The sequence below is a fragment of the Saccharopolyspora gloriosae genome, assembly GCF_022828475.1.
Classification (GTDB): Bacteria; Actinomycetota; Actinomycetes; order Mycobacteriales; family Pseudonocardiaceae; genus Saccharopolyspora_C; species Saccharopolyspora_C gloriosae_A.
Map to the genome: position 1 here is coordinate 778,696 of NZ_CP059557.1, position 22,936 is coordinate 801,631.

1 protein-coding gene is annotated in these 22,936 nt (G+C 64.6%); it reads right to left on the reverse strand.

All coding sequences use genetic code 11. The features are described 5' to 3' along the window. Positions 1 to 24 precede the first annotated feature (24 nt). Positions 25 to 21,861, reverse strand: a complete 21,837-nt coding sequence (locus H2Q94_RS03415; RefSeq protein WP_243791915.1) for a hypothetical protein — start codon at positions 21,859 to 21,861, stop codon at positions 25 to 27. Positions 21,862 to 22,936 lie beyond the last annotated feature (1,075 nt).

Sequence of the window (22,936 nt, forward strand, 5' to 3'; positions counted from 1 at the left end):
CGAGACACGACGGCTCGGCCACCGTTACGGGTAGCGATACCCTGTGATGCGGTACCGGGTGTGGTCGTGAACCTTCATGTACTCGTTGCCGCTGTTGTAGTAGCTGGAGACCCATCCCGCGTTATTTGCTGTCTCCGGCCTCACGTCGAGGCGCGTCGTGTCTCGACCGGCGTGGAAAGTGTTGCGCAGGCCGAGCTGGCGCGCCGCGGCCACCGATCCTCGCAAGATCATCGCCTTGCCCGGATTTTGTTCCCTGGCGTATCCGGTTTCCGCATCCTTGCCCGCATGGCAGATCATGAACAGGATGTCGGCGTTCGGGTTGGCCGCGTACATGCGCTGGAAGGCAGGGAGCTGGACCAAGACCTCCATGAACGTGATCCCGTCCGTAAGAACTGTTGTATCATCTTTTTCGCCTACGACATTAAGCATAACGTTCTGTCCTACAGTGCCGTGCGTGCTGATGAAGTTCGAGCCGGCGATGGCCTGGACCAGGGCGCCGGTATTCGGGTTGACGAGAAGGAAACTCCTCGGCGGAAATGGGCTCTCGGTCTTTCGCCGATCAGGATCCTCTGCCCAGTCGTAGTGGTCGGGAGGGCGCGTTTCGCCGGGCTTGGTTCTGGCCACATCGTATGCTCTGTCGAGGTTGCGGGCGAGAAGGTCGTCTGCGTTTAGTTCGCCGGGCTTGATGAGCAGGCTTGTGCCGTTCGGTCGTCGCCAACCGGTGTCGCGACTGTAAAAGTTCTTATCATAAACATCGTCCGCATAAAACCGGTACTCCGAACCGTCCGAGGTTCTCGCGGAATGAAGTTTTTCAATATCCGGAATATACGCTGCTTCGGGTAGGTACCTCTCGAAGAAATTGATATTGGCGATGTTGCCGTCATTGTAGACGCCGAGGACTGTTTTGTTATCTCCCCTGTGGGTGTACTCGGTCCACCCGGCGTTGTTGTTCGCGCTGAATCTTCCGTCGCGTGCCTGGGAAACGTGTCCAAAGGTTCCGGCGACCGAGTGCACGGTATCTCCGAGCGCCTCGGCGACGCCTCGCAACGCCTTGTTTTTCGGGCTCAGCATTCGGAATGCTAGATCGTCGTGGGCGCGTGAAAGATCATGGAATTCCTGAAAATTCCTCAATAGCCTGCTGAATGAGGCGGCGCTGACTCGCAGCGTTTCACCGTTGCGAAGCGGCATGCTGTAACGTCGGCCGTCGTTGATCGCGTACCCGTGAAACACTGGCGCGGTTTCAGTCATTCCCTCGCTGGGGCGCTTGTGGTCGCGAGGGTAAGCGTCGCGGGCCTCTTCGCCGGGGATGGTCATGAGCAATTCCCGATATTTGCCGTCGAGGGTGAACGTGTCGTATTGGGTGAACGATAAGCCGATTCCCCTGCCCCGCATCCACCTGTATTCGAATGCGTGAGCGGGTACGCCGACCTTTTGGCCCGCCTCATTGATTCCCGAAATTCGGACCTCTGGGTTGATGAGATCCCTGTTTACCGGAACCGGAGTGGTCGCGGGCGCCGCCCTGAGGTGTGGCCTCCGGGCAGGCCTGAAGGATGGCCGGCCGCCTTGATGGTAGGACTGTCGGGGTGGCCGCTGGCCACCCTGGTAGTAGGGCTGTCCGTACGATTCGGAATCGGAGTACGCCGGCCCGTCCGAGTCCGATTCCAAGTCCAAGTCGGCGGGTGAACGGACGTCGTCGTATGGAAGTGCCCGGCTTTCGTGGTCGGGGGACCGATGCGTAACGTCGTTTTTCAGGTTTGCCGTGGTGATTTCATCGCCGACCTGGCTCGTGGTGTCCGTTTGCGGCTGGAACTTCGGAATGGTTTTGAGCTCGTCGGCCGAGAACCGGGTTTCCTCGTGGACCTTGATGTGTTCGTGGCCGTGCTTGAGGTAGCTGCTCGCCCAACCTTGGTTGTCGTCCGCGGAGCGGCTGTATCCTCCCTCGCCGACGGCGACCAGAATGTCACGCGCTGCGACGTAGGTGTTCTTGATGTCGAAATCCTCCCGTGCCGTTCGCACTGATCGCGCGAGGAACGAGGAGGCGTTCTGCGGCGCGGTGGCCGGCCCGGTCACGGTTCCCTCCGCGGCGCGGCAGATCGCGTACAGCAGTTTCGCGTTCGGGTTGGCCCGGTACATCCGGTGGAACGGGCTTTGCTGTACGTAGGCTTCGGTGAAGGTTTCCGGGGAGACGGACAGAGTGTAGATCTCGCCTTTGCGCCGGACGGAGATCTGGGCGGCGTCGCCGTCTCCGTGACTGGCGATGGTGTTGGGGCCCGCGGTGAATTGGGTGGGTTGCCCGGTCTGCGGATTGATGAGGGTGGTCGGCTCGGGCGCGTACGGGGCGGGCACCCACCGCCGGATCGGGCCGTTGTTCAGCCAACTGGCCAGAGACATGCCTTCGGGCGTGTCGTGGTCTATGTCCACCAGGGATTCGCCGGGCCGAGTCATGATCAGACCGTGCTGGACGTCGGCGGCGGAGGCGATGTGTTTTTCGTTCCTCAGCACGGTGGTGTCGTGGACGAGGAGCATTCCGTTGACTCGTTTCCACCCCGGCTGGTGGCTGGTGAGTTCCTGTTGCACCATTTCGCGGGGGTAGAACTTCACAGCGGTCCCATTGAGGTAGCCGACCAGCGGCTCATCGGCATTCGGAATTTTCCGCGCATCCGGCAGGAATTTCTCGAAGAACGAGATGTTCTGCAGGTTCGCGTCGGAGTACTTGTGGGTCTCCCTGCGGCCCGCGGGCGAGTGCTCGACCCACCCGTGGTTGTTAGGAGTGCTGAGACTTCCGTCCGGCAACTGCTGGGCACCCAGGGTGGTCGCGGGCCCCGTGAGAGTGCCGGAGAACTTGTGCTTGCGCAAGGATTCGTGAAGCTGATCCAGGTCGTAATTGGGGGTGAGCAGCTTCATGGTGAAATCCGGGTCGAGGGCCTGCATGTATCGCACGTCGCGGAGGTTCGCCAGGACGGTGGCGAGGTCCTGGTTGACGATTCCGACGTCCTTGCCGTCGCGTAGCGGCAGCTTGGGCAAGTAATGGCCCTCGGTTGTGAAGTGGAAGGTCTCGTGGTCCCCGTCCCGGGTGGCGGCTCCGGGGCGCTTCGTCTTTCCGTACGCCTCGTCCGGCTCCTCGAATTCAGTGGTCTTGACCGTGGTGCGGTACTTGCCGGTGAGGTTGAACGAGTCGCCCCGGGTGAATGCGATCCCGTGTGCGAGGCGTTCGCCGGGCATCTTGTGGTATTCGATGTCGCGCAGGCGGAATTCGACTTCGGTGTTGTCGTCGAGGAATCCCGTCAGCCGCAGGTCGGGATCGATGAAGGTGGGGTCCACCGGAACGGTGTCCTGCGCCTGCCGGGATTGACGGGCGCCGCGCTCGAATACGCCGGAGCCGTCCTCGGCGGCAGCGCGGTGGTCGCTCGTGCCCGAATCGTGCTCCAGGCCGAACCCGTGGGTGGATTTGGGCGTGTGATTCGGCAGGTTCTCCAGCTCGGCATCGGTGTACCGGGTGTTCTCGTGGGCCTCGATGTATTCGCGGCCGTTCTTGAGGTAGCTGCTGACCAGGCCCGCGTTGTTCGCGACCGCGATCGGGGCGGTCGCCGCAATGGCATCGCCGGCGGCGACGTAGGTGTTCTTGACGCCGAACGTGCGGGCGGTGCGGACCGAATCCCGCATGAGCGTCGCGGCGCCGGCGGGTTGTTCGTCGGCGAAGCCGGTCTTCGTGCCCTCGGCGGCGTGGCAGATCAAGTACTGCAGCTTGCCGTCCGGGTTCGCCCGGTACATCTGGTGGAACTCGCTGCGCTGGAGCTTGGCCTTGGTCAGGGTCTCCCCGGAGATGTTCAGCTTCGTCCGCGAACCACCGCGTTCGACGGTGATCTGGGCGTGGCCCTTCGCGCCGTGCACGCTGATGATGTTCGAGGCGGCGACCGCCCGGACCCGAGTTCCCGTGCCCGGGTGGACCAGCGTGGTTTCGACCGGACCGGCCGGATGCTCGGCCAGCCGGTCGAGCGGATCGGCGTCGAACAGGTCGGTGACGCGACCGTTCTCGTCGACGGTCGTCGCCGACCCGAGCTCTCCCTTCCTGGTCCGCGCCACCACGTTCAGTTCGTCGTTCTCATCGGCGAGCAACCGGTCGGAGAACCGCTCCCCGGCGGTGGGCATCATCGTGAGGCCGTTGGTCCGGGACCATCCGGTGCTGTCGGTGGTGAGCTCGTCGGCCGTCATCTCGTGCGGGTAGAAGCGGAACTCCGAACCGTCGTCCTCCCGGTACCCGACCAGCGGTTCGTCGGCGTCCAGGATGTACGCGGCGTCGGCGAGGTGCTCCTCGAAGAAGGCGATGTTGGCGAGGTTGCCCTCCGAGTAGACGTCGTTGACGCGGGCTCGCTCGTACTTCGGGTACTCGACCCAGCCCTTGTTGTCGGCCACGCCGAACCGGCCGTCCGGAAGCTGGGAGACCTCGCCCAGCGTTCCTTCCACGGAACCGTCGAACCCTGCGGCGTGCAGTTCATTCGCCAGGTCCTTCAGGCCCTCGTTGTGCGAGGTCAGCATGCGGAACTTGAGTTCCGGGTCGATGGCGGCCAGGTACTGCAGCTCGCCGAAGTTCGTCACCGCGGTCGCCAGGTTGGCGGCGTCCATGGTCACCGACTTGCCGTTCCACAACGGCATCTTGTATCCGGTCTTGGCGCTTTCGGCGTAGACGTCGGCCGTTGTGCCGTCCCGGTGCGTCGCCGGGCGTTTGGTGTGCTCGGCCGCTTCGGCCGGCGTCTCGCCGGGAAGCGTCCGGACCGTCTGATTGTGATCACCCGTGAGCGTGAACTTGTCCTCGAGGGTGAACGACAAGCCGAGTCCGTTGCCGTCTCGCGGCGTCATCCGGTAGGCGAGGTCGGTGACCCGGACGGTGATGTCCCGGCCCTGGTCGTCCCGCGCCCGAACCGTGACGTCGGGATCGAGGAAATCGGCGCCCACCGGAACGGGCCTGCTCGGTTCGGTCGGGTTGGGCCAGGAAGACCGCTGCGTGGCGGCATGCGACGGCACGTGTTGCTGCGGCGGCTCGACCTTCGACGAACTCGCTCCGCGCTCGTAGCTGCTCAGGTCGAAGTCGTCCCTCGTTCGACCGGGGTTCCTGCGTGCCGATCCTCCGTTGTCGACGCCGTCCAGGTCGGCCGGGGCATCGTGGTCCGCGGCTGCGCTGGTGCGAGTGGTCGCCGGGGACTCGGTGGTAGTGGGGAGCGCACCGTTGGCGACGAGGGTGTCGACGATGGTGTTGATGGAGTACCCGCCTTGGAACAACGGGTGCATTCCGGCGGGGACGACGGGGTTGAAGCCCTGTTCGAGCAGGAGTTTGGGCAGCAGCAGCTGGACGTCGAGCCGCAGATTGCCGTCGCTGAACGGGTGGATGACGTGCAGCGCGCGGATCGCTCTGGCGATCGAGTCCAGGCGAGCGCGGGGATCGCTGTCGGCGTGGGAGATCTCGTCGTAGTAGCGGTCGAAGACCGAATCGACGAGTTGCCGCACGTCCCGTTGCTGGTAGTTGCTGCGCAACGTGGGGTTGTTGAAGCTGCTCCAGTCGATGATCGTGATGATCCGGCCCGGATTGGGGAGCCTCTTGCTCCAGTCGTGGTTTTTGAGGTCGTAAAGGAGGGGGCGGCCGTCGATGGTCTCGTCGAGGATGTCCGGGCTGGGGCGTTCGGCGCGCAGCGGGAAGTTCGTGGCTCCACCGCCGGACCATCGGGTGTCGCTGTCCAGATATCGGGTGACGAGGTCGTGCATCTGCTCGTACATGGACGAGTCGACTCGTCGGGCCACGGCGTCCGGCTGGGCGAGGATGGTTTCGTACGCCTCGGTCATGCTGCGCTGGTAGCCGGGCGAGAGATCGTTGTCGTAGTAGCTGCCGGGGTCGTCGGGGAACCGGGCCAGCGCGGTCTCGTGATCCCTCGGGTTGATGAACAGTCGCCACCACTGCGGCTTCGCGATCAGCTCGGGCAAGGTCCTCGCCGAGGAGCCCGCTTCGCCTTGCCGGTGTGACTGTTGCCGTTCTGGTGCTTCGCCTTCGTCGGTCCGGCTTCGGGACGGGCCTGCTTCGCCTTCGTCGGTCCGGCTTCGGGACGGGCCTGCTTCGCCTTCGTCGGTCCGGCTTCGGGACGGGCCTGCTTCGCCTTCGTCGGTCCGGCTTCGGGACGGGCCTGCTTCGCCTTCGTCGGTCCGGCTTCGGGACGGGCCTGCTTCGCCTTCGTCGGTCCGGCTTCGGGACGGGCCTGCTTCGCCTTCACCGGACCGGCTTCGGGACGGGCCTGCCTCCGCGTTCACGTGCGGCGGTTGCGCGGGACCCCGTGCGGGGGCTCCGCCGAATCCCATCGGGGGGACGCGGGTGCGGCGGGTGTTGAACTCGTGCGCCGTGCGGATGGCGAGTTGGTGCGCTCGTTGCTCGGCGTGTTCGCGGGTCGGCTGCGCAGCGTTCGGGTGCCAACCGTGTTCGTGCAGTTCCTGCGCCACGGTCCAAGCGACGTTCGCGAAGAACGTCCGGTCGGCGTCGAGTCCGGGGAGCTGGTGCTCGACCACAACGATGTGCTTGGCGTGGTCGGTGAGGGTTTGGAACTGCTCGGGCGGCAGCAGGTCGCCCAGCATCTGCTCGGCTTCGGCCGCGCGCGTGCTCAACTCCCGCGCCCGCTGCTCGGAGCCGGGCTCTTCGGAGTTCCGAAGGGCCGTAGCGACCGGTTCCCCGTCGGCGTCGTCTCCGTGCTTCGTCGCGGAACGCTCCGCTTCTTCCTCGGCTCGTGAGCGGGACGGGCTCTCGGGGGCTGCTGTCGTGTCCGGGTTCTGGACGGTCGGCTTCGGTGTGGTCGTTTCCGGAGTGATCGGGCCGCCGGGCATGCCGGAGCGACCGGCGGAAGCGGACGAGCTCGGAGCTCCGGAACCTCCGCGCCGGGACACGTCGTTGTGCAGGCCCTCGTCCTCCTGGGCCGAGCGCTCCGCCGTCGGTGCCGACTCGTCGGACGAGGAACGCTGCTCGGTCGTCGCGTCATCGGGCCGGTTCTGCTCGACGCGGGGTTCGTTGACGACCGGCTCAGCCGTGGAGGTGGCCGGTTCCCGACGGTTGGGTTCGACGGTCACGGGTCGCGAGCGAGTCTCGACGCCGTCGGTGTGCCGGCCGCTTCCGGCCGCGTCGAGCACTTCGTCGGTGAAGTGCTCGGTCACTCGTGGAATTTCGGGCAGTTGCGGGAACGTGGATGGCGTGTCGGTGTCGTCGGCGGTTCTCGGGCTCAGGAAGCCGGCCATCGGCGACGGCTTGGGGGCCAGGAAGTCCATCAGCGCGGATCGCGACGAAGCATCCGGGGGTACGGACTCCGCCGCGGTGTCCGAATCCCGTGGCGTTGCTCGGTCGTCGTCGGCCTCGCGCCGATGTGACCGGGTGTTCTCGGCGTCGGCGGTCAGATTTTCCTGCGCGTCGAAGAATTCCTCGCCGCGCTCGAGACGTGCGGTTTCCTCTCCGTTCCGCGGCCCGCGCTCGATGACATCAGGGTTCGGCTCGGTGTCCTCGGGAGTGTGGGTTTCGTCCGGCCGGGTGCCGTCGGGGGCGTCGGTCTCGTCCGGCGGGGTGAGCCCCATTTCCCGCAGGCCGTCGGCGTCGACCCGGAAGTACACCACGTCGTCGACCTGGTGCGGCTTGCTCCACTCCGAGTCGGGTGAGCGGTATTCCGGGGTGGCCGACCAGGTCAGGTCCGCGACGACCAGGTAGGTCCGCCCCTTTGAGCCGACCCACTCGTTGAACGACTTGTCCTCGCTCTCGGCCTTGTCGCCGCTCTTCCACTCGCCGACGGGGCCATTCGCGCCGATGCCCGGGTTCATCCGGTGGTTCGCGCCGGGGGCGAAACCTTCCGGGTTGTCCGTGGTGAACATGATCGCGCTGCCGTCGAGGCTGACCGGCTTGGTGCTGATGGTGAGCTGCTGCTCGTTCTTGGTGGCGAACTTGTTCGTGTTGTCCAGGCTGATTTCCTTGCCCACCGGCGGAGTGTCCGTGGGCACGATGTGCCTGGCGACGAGGTTCTCGGCCCGGATGGACAGCGCCTTCAGCGGGTTCCCGTGTCCCCACCCGGCGGCGTACGCGGCGTCGCCGTCCAACTCTTCGATGCGGTACGCCCCCGACGACGCGGCGGCGGGCAGGTTCGCCGACAGCGCGGCGGCACTGATCCCGTCGTTGATGGTCTGCCTGGTTGTGATCGCCCCCGGTGGCACCGGCGTGGTTCGGACCGTTGATTCGCCACCGGCTCCGTGTCCGTCGGAGATGGCGCGGATGCTGTGGGCCAGGGACCGCGAGTTCGCCTGGACCGTGCCGATCTTGGGCAGCTGGGTGATGGGCGCGTCCAACCGGGGGCCGCGGGCGAGTTCCTGCACCGGCACCCGCGTGCGAACGGCGTTGTCCATCCGGTCGAGCCGGATCATCCCGGTGTCCTGGACGTCGGTCAGCAACCCCGCGGCACCCGCGGTGACCCGTTGCGCGCTGCTGCCGGGGTGCGCGATCTTCGTCACCTGGAGCTGAGGCGTCACGGCGTGCCCGTAACGGGCCATGTCGCCCGAGGTGAAGTGGGTACGGGTGCTCTCGGCGATCTGGCTGACGGTCTCCTTCGTGGTGGACTTGACCTTGGGCAAGGGCAGTTCATTGTTGAAACCGGCGCCCCACACGACCGGGTGCGTCGGGAACCCGAGGACCGAGTTGTTGACGCCCGTGGTGTGCGTCTTGGACTCGGTGGTCACCTTCGTGTCGGTGCGCACCTGCTTGGTCGAATACCGCTCGGACCAGCCCGACTCGACGCCTTGCAGTTCGCCCGGTTCGACGCGAGCGGTGAGCAGCAGACCGATCCGGTAGTTCCCGACCGGTCCTTTGACTTCAGCGGACCAGTATTTGCCCGGTCCGCGCAGGTCGGCCAGCAAGCCGTTCAGCCCGCGGCCGGAAGCGCTCTTGCCGACTTCGGTCAGCAGCTTCGCCCCGGCGAGCTGTTCGCTGGAGCCGAACACGGTGCCGCGGACCATGGAGTTGTAGAACTGCCGCATCACACCGGGCGGCACGGTGTCGGCGGGCACTTGGTCGAGTTGCTGCTGGAGCCGGTCCAGGAATCGGGTCGTGACTTCGGGGCTGAACTGGGCCGGCGCGTGATCGTCCTCGTCGAAGGTCTGCGGAAGCAGCGCCGGCTGCTCGTCGGTGTCGTGCTGCTCGGTTGTGTCCGGGTCGTCGGGCCGCGCGCGCTCGTTCTCGGGCTGGTTCTGCTCGGTGCCGGTTTCCGGCGCGCGGTTTTCCCGCTCGAGTTGCTCGAGGCTCTGGCGGGCCTCGGCGAGCTGATCCGGCGGAAGACCCAGCTGGTCGAGTTGGTGCGCGGGAACCCACACCCCGGCCGAGTGCTCGCGGTCGGCCTGCACGTGCTTCCACGGGCCGATGGAGTCGGTGTTCACGGCCGACACCTGGGTGTGCGTGGTGTCCTGGCCGCTGAGCAACGTTGAGGTGTCGTAGGTGATGAACAGGACGGGACCGCGGTAGCGGGAACGGGTTCCCCTTTCGAAGTCCTGCTTCGTGGAAGTCTCCGAACTCCAGTCCCGGCCGTGGTTGTAGGAGAAGTTGGGTGACTCCCACAGGGTCTCCAGCGGGAAGCTGGTGACGTTGACGTCGAGCGGAGTGATGCTGCCGCCGAACTCGGTGGACGTACCGTGCCTCGTCCCGCCCGTCACCTTGTGCGAGTACACCAGGTGCATGTTCTTCGCCAAGCCGCCGAATTGGGGGTTGTACAAGGCGATCTGCATTTTCGCCTTACCCAAGGTGTCCTGGAATCCGAGGAACTCTCCCCGCCCGTAGCGGTCGATGTACGAGCTGTAGGTGCCGGTGAGCGCGTCGTGGAAGCTCGCGGCGACGTTGTCCTCGCGATTGAAGTCGTGCAGCTGCTGTTCGGCGATGGTGTCGTCGGGGGTGAACTCCCCGAGCAGCCCGTTCTTGAACTGCTGAGTGCTGTCGTCCGACAGGTCCAGTGCGGCCAGCACATAGTTGTCCGGCGGGGTGGCCGCCCGCCAGTTCGCCGGGGGTCGCAACGTGCCGTCACTAGCGGTGAAGTCCGTGGTCAGTGCGCTCGGCGGCCGCCCGACGTAGTCCGTGCGCCCGCCGGTCTCGGTCACCGCCCACGCCTCAACGGGATGCCCGGCGTCGTCGCGCACGATCTGCGGCCGACCCGACAAGCCCTTGCCGAACAGGGTGATTTCGTACTGGACCGGCGCTGCCTGTTGATTCGAGCCGCGTTCGGCCTTCCAGCTGGAACTGTGCTCGTGCCCGCTGGAGTTCTCCAGGAATCGCTTCTTCTGATAGGAGCCACCGCCGGTCAACGATGGATCCACCCCGCGCGCGAAGGCCTGGGCGGAGCCGAGGCCGATGCGCCCGGACACGCCGCCACTGCCGCTGACGGACCACTCGCTCGTGTCGCGGTGCTGGGTGGTCGTGGCCGTTTTCGACTCACCGCGCAGGATCGTGTCGTTGCCGACGTCGGTGACGGGAGGATCAGTGGTGGTCTCGCGTGGCACTGCCTTGATCTGCACCCTGATCACGTCGTCCGGTGACATGGTGCCGCGGCTGAAGTCGCGCGTCATCAAAAACGACATGCCGTCCTGGCTGCGCAGCGGCTTGCCGTGCGAGGTGAACCCGGCTTCGGAGATCACGTCGCTGAGCTGGTTCTCGTTGGCCGCCACGTGCGGCTTGTCGTCCAGCAGCGCACCGCCGAATCGCCGCACCTGGTCCGGGATGTGCTCGGCGATGGTCGAAGGTTCATCGCGCAGCACGCCCTTGGGCAGCATCTTGCGTAGCGTGCTCTCCACCGCGTCGGTGTCGGTGAAGTGGGTTTCGGCCGCCCCGACGACCTTCTCGGGGGCGAACGTGACGGTCGAGGCTTCGGCGTCGCGCTGTTCGATCGCGGCGTCGGGCTGCCGATCGATCTCGGCGGGCCGCTGGGCGATGCTGTAGGAGGTCGCGCGTCCCCGGGCTTCGCCCCCGGTGACACGGCCATCGTCGAACAGAACCCGAACCCGCAGGTCGACCGCGGTGTTGCGGATCTCCAATTCGCCGTGGTCACTGCGGAAAGTGCCGCTGGTCGTGCTGGACGTCTGCTTGCTGGTGTGGCTATCGCCACCGTCGAACGCGCCGCGGCCGGTGGGGCGGGCCTCGGAACGGTCACCGTAGCTGAACGAGCCGCCGTGCGAGCTCCAAGCCAGCCCGGTCGTACCTGATCCGCTGGCCTTGAGCTGCTGCTTCCCACCGGAGCTGTGCTCCTGCCCGGTGGTGTTGCCACGGCTCTGCTGAACGACCTTGTTCGGAGCGTCTTGCGGCGTGCCGTTCTCGTCGTTCAGCCGTTGCTGGGTGACGAAACGACGCGAGGTGCGGGGAACGGCGGACACCTCGACGCGGGCGGTGTGTTCGCCCGCCGCGTCATGCATCCGCACGGTCGTGCTGATCGTCCCGCCGTCCAGCAACCGGTTTCCGTTGCGCGACAGGTTCTTACCGCTGGCGAAGTCAAGGGCGCCGTTGCGCGCGTCCGAGCCGATCTTGTCGAGTTCTCCGCGCCAAGTCGGGTGTTGTTGCACAGCCTCGGTGATCGTGTCGACGAGAACCTGTCCGCCGCGTATCGCCACCGCCCGGGGGCGGCCTTCCGGCTCGGTGACGGTGTTGGCGTCGTTCTCCAGCGCGGTGTCCGCGCCCTGGAGAATGCTGGGGAAACCGAGGATGGTGCCACCGGATTGTTGCCCTGTTGTGGGCGGCGGTGACTGCTCGCCGTACCGCACCGAAATCTCGTGGTGCAGATCGTGCGAGCTGAACGTCCAGTGGTTGAACCCGAGGAATTCCGTTGCCTGCGGCATTTCCGATGAGGACTTGCTGCTGTGCGCAGGTTGCGAGAAGAACCCCCGCAGCGTGAAGTTCAGGTCGAGGTAGCGCAGGTACGAGTCGGTGCCGAACGGGATCTGAGTGCCCAAGGTCGCCGACTGGTCGCGGGCCGGGGTCGATGAGATCTCGTACTCGGTCTTGCCGATCGCCTTGTCGGCGTTGCGGAACCTGGTGAAGTCCTTGTGCCGTACGCCCGGCTCCGGGATCCCGGTGCGGCTTTCCACCGGTGACGTGTCGTCGTGGGCCTTGGCCTTGATAACGATCTCGACGGCGTCCTTGCCCTGACCTTCGCGCAGCTGCATCCCGCGGGCGCCGTTCAAGCTGTCCCACTTGTTGTAGAGCGCGATGTTCGATGCGCTCTCAACGAGCCGGTTCACCTTGTCCGCGGGAATATCCAGATCGGTCAGCATCCGGCGCAGATCAGCGCGGATCGCCGTGCCGTCGACGACTTCCGGATCGACCATGTGATGCCTGGTCAGACCCCGGATCGTCTTGGTGCGTGTCGAGACCGGCGCCGGGGCGGTGTCGTCGGTGGGTTGCTGCTGTTCGGTGGGTTGCTGCTGTTCGGTGGGTTGCTGCTGTTCGGTGGGTTGCTGCTGTTCGGTGGGTTGCTGTTGCTCGGTGGGTTGCTGCTGTTCGGTGGGTAGCTGCTGTTCGGTGGGTAGCTGCTGTTCGGTGGGTAGCTGCTGTTCGGTGGGTTGCTGCTGTTCGGTGGGTTGCTGCTGTTCGGTGGGTTGCTGTTGCTCGGTGGGTTGCTGCTGTTCGGTGGGTTGCTGCTGTTCGGTGGGTTGCTGCTGTTCGGTGGGTTGCTGTTGCTCGGTGGGTTGCTGCTGTTCGGTGGGTTGCTGCTGTTCGGTGGGTTGCTGTTGCTCGGTGGGTTGCTGCTGTTCGGTGGGTTGCTGCTGTTCGGTGGGTTGCTGCTGTTCGGTGGGTTGCTGTTGCTCGGTGGGTTGCTGCTGTTCGGTGGGTTGCTGCTGTTCGGTGGGTTGGTTGCGGAGGGCGTTGAAACGCTCCGTGAGCTCGTCGACGGGCTGCCGCTGCTCGACGGCGAGCTCGGGCCGCGACGGTGCTTCGGAGGATTCGTCGGTGGTGGCTTCCCGGTCGGCGCTGTTCTCCCACGTGCGGTCCGAACCCGGCCCTCGGCGGCCGGACGACCCGCCCGGCAGTTCACCTCCAGCGCCGTGACCGGACATGTCCCGCCGATCGTCGGTACCGGTGTCGAGTTGGTCGTTGTCGGTGTCGTGCGGGGGCCGGGTGTCGGGGTCCTGTCGGATGTGAGCTTCCGGGGCTTCGTGCTGCTCCCCGATCTCCGTGCTGGTGTCGTGTTGCCGAGTGTCGGTGATGTCCTCGGGGAAGGCGCCTGGCATGCCGCGGGTCGGATCGTCGTCAACCGAACGATCCGGTTCCGGCGATCCATGCCGAGAATCCGGTCCCATGTCGGCCGACGACTCGCCTCGTTCAAGGGCGTCGAGGTCCTCAGCGTGACCCGATCCGGACCGGGCGATCGGGTTGGAGTCTGTGGCCGACCCCGGCTCCATCTCCGTGTCCGTGTCCGGCTCCGTGTCCATCTCCGTGTCCGTGTCCGGTTCCGTATCCGTGTCCGGTTCCGTGTCCATCTCGATGTCCGGCTCCGGCTCCGTGTCCGGTTCCGTGTCCATCTCGATGTCCGGCTCCGGCTCCGTGTCCGGCTCCGTATCCGTATTTGGCTCCGTATCCGTCCCCGATTCCGGCTGCGGCTGTGGCTGCGGCTTCGGCTTCGGCTTGAACTCGGGATATGTTTGGAGATCTTGATCGCTGTATCGGGTCTCTTCGTGGACCTCGATGAATTCGCGGCCGTCCTTCAGGTAGCTGCTGGCGTAACCGGCATTGTTGTCAGTGTGGACCAGGAAGGTCGGAGCCACCACACCCCGGCTGGCGACGATGGGATTGAGGAAACCGAGCTCGCGAGCTTGCTCCGCAGCTTCCCGAAGAACCTGCCCGGGCCTGGAGGGCTGCGTGTCGACGAATCCGGTTTCAGTATCACGAGCTGCGTGGCAGAAGAGGAAAAGCAATTTCCCATTCGGGTTTGCCGCGTACATCTGGCGGAATGCCTCTTGCTGGAAGAGGTAGCTGATCGCGGTTGCCCCGCTGACGTCCACCGTGGTGGTGCGACCGTCGATCTCGACCGGAATTTGAGCGCCTTGCCTGCGGCCGCGGACATCGAAACCGTGTCCGGTGTAGACGAGTGGCCCCGCTATCGCCTGCACCTGAGCGCCGGTATTCGGGTTGGTAAGCGTGGTCTGGGTCGGTGCGAACGGACTGGGAGCCAGCCGGCCGAACGGATCGTTCTTGTAGACCTTTTCTACCGAATCGCTGTTGATGTACTTCCAGAGGAAGTCTTCGGTCGGACGCGTTCGCAGCACGTGGTACTTGTTGTCGACATCTTCGGCGAATTCCCGATCGACATCGCGCTGACCTTCGACCAGCGACAACCCGTTAACTCGTTCCCACCCGGCACTCTTGGTGGTGAGCGTCGTGGAGATGCCTTCGTCCGGGTAGAAATCGACTTCGTCGAACCATGACTTCCCGGTCAGCGGCGCGTCCGCATCCGGGATGTAGGAGGCCGCCGGGAGGAATTTCTCGAAGAAAGAAATGTTGTTGATGTTGCCCGAAGAGTACTGGTTGAGGACTCCCGATGGGCGTGCACCCGTCTGTTCTTTCCAGCCCTGATTGTCGGACACGCCGAACCGGCCATCCGGAAGTTGGGAAACCGAGTCCATGGGGGTCGCGTACGAATGCACGCGATGCATCTGCATGGCCTGGGTGAACTTGCTGAAGAGCTTATCGTTCGGGTGCAAGAAAATGAACTTGAAGTCAGGATCCAGTGCCGGAATATCGCGGAGGGCATTGAGATTCATCAAGAATTTCATGATGCCGCCGCCGTTCATCATGACCTCGGAGCCGTCCCGCAGCCGAATCACCGTCATCCGGCCTGAATCGTCGGGCTTGAGGCCGCCGAGAAGGAATGACCGGTCTGTGCTGCTCGTATCCTGGGGGCGGCCGGAGTGCTGCGCTGCTTGAGCAGGTGTTTCCCCGGGCATCGTCTTGATTGCCGAGAATGGGCCGCTACTCAGGTCAAAATCGCTGTTATGCGTGAACGTGATACCCGCCGCTCCGGGACGGCTGCCTCGCATCCACGAATAGTCGATGTCTGCCACCCTGACCCGGGTCTTATTGGGTCCGCGCAACGCCGCCACAGTCACGTCGGGATCCACGAAGCCCGTTCGCACCTGGACCGGACGACTGGGGTCCGGTCGTTGCGGGGCGCGCGGTGGCTGCCCGGTGGGCGGAGTGTCCTGGTCGTGGGTGGTGGTGGGCGGGTCGTTGCTTTGCAGGGATGTGCCGGTGTCGCGCGGAGCGGTCGTGCCATGGGGTGTGTCGGTGTCCGGGGCCAGGTCTGGGTCTTTGAGGTCTTTGACCTGGTCGACGAAGAGCTGGAACAGCACCCGACTCGGGAAGCCATCGGTGTTCTTATTTGCTTTGACGGCGAAGCTGAAGTCTCCGTTGTCCTCGGACTTCATGCCGATGTATCCGGGAAGGAATCCTTCGCCGCCAGAAGCCTTTTCGTACTTGTCGCCGTTTATCTCTCTGAGGTATAGGGGGGTGTCCTTGTCGCCGGGGCGGATGGCGAGGTAATCCGGGTGGAAGAGGAAGCGTTCCGCGCCTTTTTTGAGGGTGAACTCTACTACTGTTTCGTCTTTTCCGCTTCCGTAGCCCTTGGCCTGGTCGAAGTCGCCCAGGTGGCCGCTGACAGGCATGGCAGCGTTATTGCCGAATGTTTTCTTGAAGCTTTGGCTGGTGGCGTCCGTGGCCGAGTGTTCCTTGATCCAGCTCTCGATGCTCTCCTTGTGCTGTGCGTGCCACGTCGTGATCGCCTCGGCCTCAGACTTCTCCATCCCGCGGTAGAGCTTCAGTTGCGGTTGGCTCGAGTGGGCGTGTTCGTCCAGGGCACGCAGGAGACCGGCGCCGACTTCACCGCCCTCGCCCTTTCCCTTTCCTACGATGAGGTCCAGGGGCCTTCCAGGCAATTCTTCGGGCTTCTTGCCCTTCTTTCCTCTTCCTTGTCCTTCAGAAGGGATGTCGGCCTTCGGGCGAGCTTCGGGTTTCTTGCCCTTCTTGCCTTTCGGCGGGGCGTTGACCGAGGTTTCCCTGGCTTTTTCTCTCCAGTAGCTGGCAGTGAGGCGATCTTGTATCTCACCGCGGATGGCGGGTGGCGGTGGCGGCTCTTTTTCTGGTGCTGCTTTGCTCTTGCCCTTGTTCTTCTTCGGCGGGCTGGCCGGGGGCATGCCGCCGTTCTCGGTGACGTGGTCGGACCGAGAGCCGTCAAGCCGGAGGTGATTCGGTTCCGGCTGGCCCTGGTCAGGACGACGGTGACCCTGCGGAGTCGTATGCTGATTGTTGTTTTGGAGGGTTGTGTTGTTGTCGGGGTTCGGTGGGGTGTCTCGGTAGGGGACGGTGGGGATGTCGTCGCCGATGAGGGTGCCGAGTACGTCGAGGTTGCGGGAGCGGATGCCGGTGTGGGTGTGGGGGTCTTCTGGGTGGTTGAAGAAGTTCCCCATGAGGCTGCCGTCGACGTGCAGTGGTGGCGGGGTGTTCTGGTTCGTTTGGTTTGTGTATTCGTCGGGTTGGCCGATTTGGTGGCCGAATTCGTGGGCGGCTTCTTCGGGGGTGATGTCGGCGCGCCAGGTGATTTGGGTGTTGACGGCGTCCGGGTCGTTGGTGACGTTGACTTCGAGGTCGGCTTGTTGGCCGGGTTCGACCCAGTGGGGGCGTACGTGGAGGCGGTCGCCGGTGGGGCCGTTGTGGAAGCGGTGGCCGGGGTCGTTGTAGTACTTCTGCACGCCGTGTTCGAGCGTGGATCGGACGTTGTCGAAGTGTGTGTGGTCGCCTTTGAGGGCGATTTTCACTGTGACTTCGGTGATGTGGTCGTCGTTGTGGTGGAAGCGGCGTACGCCGAATCCGGATTGGATGACGGTGTTGTTCTGGGGGTCGCCGAATTGCTCGTTCACTTGGTGGGCGATGTCGCGCACGTTGCGTGTTGAGTCGGGGTTGTTGAGTTCGGCGAAGGGTGCGAGTTGGTCGCGCAGGTCGGGGCGTTTGTGGTGGCGGGGGGTGGGTTCGCCGAGGTCGTTGAGGAACCGCTCGTAGGCGTCGGGGTCGACGTCGATGGGCGGTGTGCGCCTGCCGGTGTCCGGCGAACGACCCGAGCCGCGATCCGAAGGGGACGTGTCTTCGGGTCTGTGCGGGGCGTGCGGGGCGGCGGAGGTGCTGTGGGGTGTGTCGGCGTCCGGGTTGGAGTCCGGGTCTTTGAGGTCTTTGACCTGGTCGACGAGGAGTTGGAAAAGTATCCGGCTCGGGTAGCCCTGGTTTTCGTTGTTTCCCTTGGCCGTGGTGACGAAGCTGAAGTCACCGTTTCGCTCGGACTTCATGCCGATGTACCCGGGGCGGAACCCTTCACCGCCAGAGGCCTTTTTGTAGTTGTCGCCGTAGATTTCCCTGAGGTGCAGGGCGGCGCCCTTGTCGGTGGGGCGGGTGGCGAGATATTTCGGGTCGAAGAGGAGGTTTTCCGCACCGTGTTTGAGGGTGAACTCTAGTACGGTCCTTTCATTTCCCTCTCCGTAGATCTCGGCTTGTTTTAAGTCGCCGAGGTGTCCACTGATGGGAATGACACCGGTCTCTGGCGAATTATGAAAACCCTCAGTGGTGACATCCGTGTCCGAGTGGTCATTGATCCAGTTCTCGGTGCTCTCCTTGTACTGCGCGTGCCACGCCTTGATCTTCTCGGCCTCGGACTTGTCCATCCCGCGATAGAGCTTCAGTTGCGGTTCGCCCGAGTTGGCGTGTTTCTCCAGGGCGCGCAGGAGATCGACTCCGATCCCGCCGTTCGCGTCCTTTGGTTTTCCAATGATGAGGCCAAGATGCCTAGCGGGCGATTCGTCTTTTTTGCCCTTCTTCTTTGCTCCTCCGGAAGGGGCGTTGGCCGGGGTCGCCTTGGCTTTTTTCTGCCAGTAGGCGTTCGTGAGGAGGTCTTGCGGATTCCGCGAAGCGGATCCAGGCGGTGGCTCGTTTTCGGGTGCTGCTCTGCCCTTGCCCTTTCTCGTTGGGGCGGCGGGGGGCTTGCCGTTGCTTTCGGTGGCGGGGTGGTTGGGTTCTGGCTGGCTTTGGTCGGGGCGGTGGTGGTTCTGTGGAGTCGTGTGCTGGTCGTGGGGGGTGTTGGTGGAGGGGTTGTTGTTTTGGAGGGATGTGTTGTTGTCGGGGTTCGGTGGGGTGTCTCGGTAGGGGACGGTGGGGATGTCGTCGCCGATGAGGGTGCCGAGTACGTCGAGGTTGCGGGAGCGGATGCCGGTGTGGGTGTGGGGGTCTTCTGGGTGGTTGAAGAAGTTCCCCATGAGGCTGCCGTCGACGTGCAGTGGTGGCGGGGTGTTCTGGTTCGTTTGGTTTGTGTATTCGTCGGGTTGGCCGATTTGGTGGCCGAATTCGTGGGCGGCTTCTTCGGGGGTGATGTCGGCGCGCCAGGTGATTTGGGTGTTGACGGCGTCCGGGTCGTTGGTGACGTTGACTTCGAGGTCGGCTTGTTGGCCGGGTTCGACCCAGTGGGGGCGTACGTGGAGGCGGTCGCCGGTGGGGCCGTTGTGGAAGCGGTGGCCGGGGTCGTTGTAGTACTTCTGCACGCCGTGTTCGAGCGTGGATCGGACGTTGTCGAAGTGTGTGTGGTCGCCTTTGAGGGCGATTTTCACTGTGACTTCGGTGATGTGGTCGTCGTTGTGGTGGAAGCGGCGTACGCCGAATCCGGATTGGATGACGGTGTTGTTCTGGGGGTCGCCGAATTGCTCGTTCACTTGGTGGGCGATGTCGCGCACGTTGCGTGTTGAGTCGGGGTTGTTGAGTTCGGCGAAGGGTGCGAGTTGGTCGCGCAGGTCGGGGCGTTTGTGGTGGCGGGGGGTGGGTTCGCCGAGGTCGTTGAGGAACCGCTCGTAGGCGTCGGGGTCGACGTCGATGGGCGGTGTGCGCCTGCCGGTGTCCGGCGAACGACCCGAGCCGCGATCCGAAGGGGACGTGTCTTCGGGTCTGTGCGGGGCGTGCGGGGCGGCGGAGGTGCTGTGGGGTGTGTCGGCGTCCGGGTTGGAGTCCGGGTCTTTGAGGTCTTTGACCTGGTCGACGAGGAGTTGGAAAAGTATCCGGCTCGGGTAGCCCTGGTTTTCGTTGTTTCCCTTGGCCGTGGTGACGAAGCTGAAGTCACCGTTTCGCTCGGACTTCATGCCGATGTACCCGGGGCGGAACCCTTCACCGCCAGAGGCCTTTTTGTAGTTGTCGCCGTAGATTTCCCTGAGGTGCAGGGCGGCGCCCTTGTCGGTGGGGCGGGTGGCGAGATATTTCGGGTCGAAGAGGAGGTTTTCCGCACCGTGTTTGAGGGTGAACTCTAGTACGGTCCTTTCATTTCCCTCTCCGTAGATCTCGGCTTGTTTTAAGTCGCCGAGGTGTCCACTGATGGGAATGACACCGGTCTCTGGCGAATTATGAAAACCCTCAGTGGTGACATCCGTGTCCGAGTGGTCATTGATCCAGTTCTCGGTGCTCTCCTTGTACTGCGCGTGCCACGCCTTGATCTTCTCGGCCTCGGACTTGTCCATCCCGCGATAGAGCTTCAGTTGCGGTTCGCCCGAGTTGGCGTGTTTCTCCAGGGCGCGCAGGAGATCGACTCCGATCCCGCCGTTCGCGTCCTTTGGTTTTCCAATGATGAGGCCAAGATGCCTAGCGGGCGATTCGTCTTTTTTGCCCTTCTTCTTTGCTCCTCCGGAAGGGGCGTTGGCCGGGGTCGCCTTGGCTTTTTTCTGCCAGTAGGCGTTCGTGAGGAGGTCTTGCGGATTCCGCGAAGCGGATCCAGGCGGTGGCTCGTTTTCGGGTGCTGCTCTGCCCTTGCCCTTTCTCGTTGGGGCGGCGGGGGGCTTGCCGTTGCTTTCGGTGGCGGGGTGGTTGGGTTCTGGCTGGCTTTGGTCGGGGCGGTGGTGGTTCTGTGGAGTCGTGTGCTGGTCGTGGGGGGTGTTGGTGGAGGGGTTGTTGTTTTGGAGGGATGTGTTGTTGTCGGGGTTCGGTGGGGTGTCTCGGTAGGGGACGGTGGGGATGTCGTCGCCGATGAGGGTGCCGAGTACGTCGAGGTTGCGGGAGCGGATGCCGGTGTGGGTGTGGGGGTCTTCTGGGTGGTTGAAGAAGTTCCCCATGAGGCTGCCGTCGACGTGCAGTGGTGGCGGGGTGTTCTGGTTCGTTTGGTTTGTGTATTCGTCGGGTTGGCCGATTTGGTGGCCGAATTCGTGGGCGGCTTCTTCGGGGGTGATGTCGGCGCGCCAGGTGATTTGGGTGTTGACGGCGTCCGGGTCGTTGGTGACGTTGACTTCGAGGTCGGCTTGTTGGCCGGGTTCGACCCAGTGGGGGCGTACGTGGAGGCGGTCGCCGGTGGGGCCGTTGTGGAAGCGGTGGCCGGGGTCGTTGTAGTACTTCTGCACGCCGTGTTCGAGCGTGGATCGGACGTTGTCGAAGTGTGTGTGGTCGCCTTTGAGGGCGATTTTCACTGTGACTTCGGTGATGTGGTCGTCGTTGTGGTGGAAGCGGCGTACGCCGAATCCGGATTGGATGACGGTGTTGTTCTGGGGGTCGCCGAATTGCTCGTTCACTTGGTGGGCGATGTCGCGCACGTTGCGTGTTGAGTCGGGGTTGTTGAGTTCGGCGAAGGGTGCGAGTTGGTCGCGCAGGTCGGGGCGTTTGTGGTGGCGGGGGGTGGGTTCGCCGAGGTCGTTGAGGAACCGCTCGTAGGCGTCGGGGTCGACGTCGATGGGCGGTGTGCGCCTGCCGGTGTCCGGCGAACGACCCGAGCCGCGATCCGAAGGGAGGGACTTCTCCGGCGTTGAGGAGGACTCGTCGCCGCGCGTGGTGCCGTCGGTTTCGAGGTTGCCGGTGTCGCGCGGCGCGCGTGGAGCGCCGGGGGCAGTGCTGTGTGGTGTGTCGGCGTCCGGGTTGGAGTCCGGGTCTTTGAGGTCTTTGACCTGGTCGATGAAGAGTTGGAACAGCACTCGGCTCGGGAAGCCCTCGGCGGGGTTTTTCCCCTTCGCCCGGGTGACGAGGCTGAAGTCTCCGTTGTCCTCGGACTTCATGCCGATGTATCCGGAGAGGAAGCCTTCGCCACCAGCGGCCTGTTCGAACTTGTTGCCGCTTTGTTCGCCCATGTTCCTGAGGTACATGGGGGTGCCTTTGTCGCCGTGGATGGCGAGGTATTTCGGGTCGAAGAGAAGGTCTGCCGCGCCTTTTTTGAGAGTGATTTCTACAACGGTTTCGTCTTTTCCGCTTCCGTAGACCTTGGCTTGATCGAAGTCGCCCAGGTGGCCGCCGATGGGGATGGCGGCATCATTGCCGAACGTTTTCTTGAAGCTCTTGCTGTCGGCGCCCTTGTCCGAGTTTTCCTTGATCCAGTTCTCGGTGGCCTCCTTGTACTGCGCGTGCCACGCCTTGATCGCCTCGGCCTCGGACTTCTTCATGCCGCGGTAGAGCTTCAGCTGCGGTTCGTTCGAGTCAGCGCGTTCATCCAGGCCGCGCAGGACGGTGGCTCCGATTTCACCACCTTCGCCCTTTCCTTTTCCTACGATGAGGTCCAGGTGCCTTCCGGGATTTTCTGCCTCTTTTCCTTTGGAGCGCTTGGAGCGTCCGGCTGCCGGGGGCTGCGGCTTAGAAATGATGCTTGCCCCGGCGGCCAAGGCTTGACGCTGCCAATGGGAGTCGCTGAAGAGGTGTTGCAGCGGCCCGCGGGTGGGTTCCGGCGGCGGCTCCTTTTCGGGCTCTGCTTTGCCCTTGCCCTTCCTCGGTGGTGCGGCCGGGGGCTTGCCGCTGCTCTCGCCGGCGCGATCGGACCGAACGTCGTCAGGCTGGACGTAGAGCGGCACCGGCGAAGAATCATCCCGAGCACCGTCTTCTCGGACGCCCTCAACGTCCCGAACCTCCCCTCCGGGCCGGTTAGTGGCGGCCGGGGTCGGCGGGGTGGGGAGGGATTCCTTCGGAGCCGGACGAGCCGTGGTCGGCGCGCCGTTGGTGTTGGTGGCAGCGCGCTGCTGGTTGTCCGCCGTGTCCGGGCGCCGTCCGCCATCGGACGTCGTGGCCGGGCGCTGCGGAGCGTCGGAGGAACGGCCGGATTCCGTGCTGATCGGCGCGGCGGGGGTGTTCGGTTGGCCGGTGACCGCCGGCCGCTGACCCGGGGCGGGCGTGCCGGACTGGCCGGTGTTCGGTTGGCCCACGCCCTGCTGCGCGGTCGAACTCGGCTGGGCGGTTTGGGCCGGTCCGTTGTTCGCCGCGCCGGTGTTCGGGGACTGCTGCTGCCCCGTGCCGTTGCCGCCGAGCATGCCGCCGCCCTGCGGCCGACCGGAATCCTGCTGCTGCGACGAGTCCTGTTCGGACTCCTTGCCGACCGGATCGGAGTCGCGCTGGTTCGTCGAATCCCGAGTGCTGTCGCCGCCGTCGACCGTGGAATCCGAGCGACCGGTGCCCGCGCCCGACTGGTCGGTGTTCGCGTCGACCGTCGGCTGACCGGTGCGGTTGTCGGTGTTCGCGTCGACCGTCGGCTGACCGGTGTGGCTGTCGGTGTTCGCGTCGACCGTCGGCTGACCGGTGTGGCTGTCGGTGTTCGCGTCGACCGTCGGCTGGGTCGGCGTTGTGGTGTGTTCCGAGCCGACCTCGTTGTCGACGGAGCGATCCACGTTCTGCGTACCACCGGCATCGGTGTGCTGGGTACCTGTGTCGGGTGGCGTCGTGCTCGCGTCGGTGTCCCGGTCGACGTTCAGGATCGGCGTCACGTCGGACTGCGGCGGTGGCGCCGAGTCCACGACGTCTCCGGAGTCCTGAGTGGGCGGAGGCGTTGCATCGGCGTGCGGCGGTGCGGCGGCGAGCTCGGTGTCCGGGCCGGAGTCCGTGGATTCACGCGACGGGCCGGAGTCGTGTTGCCCCGAGTTGTGCTGGCTGTCGCCG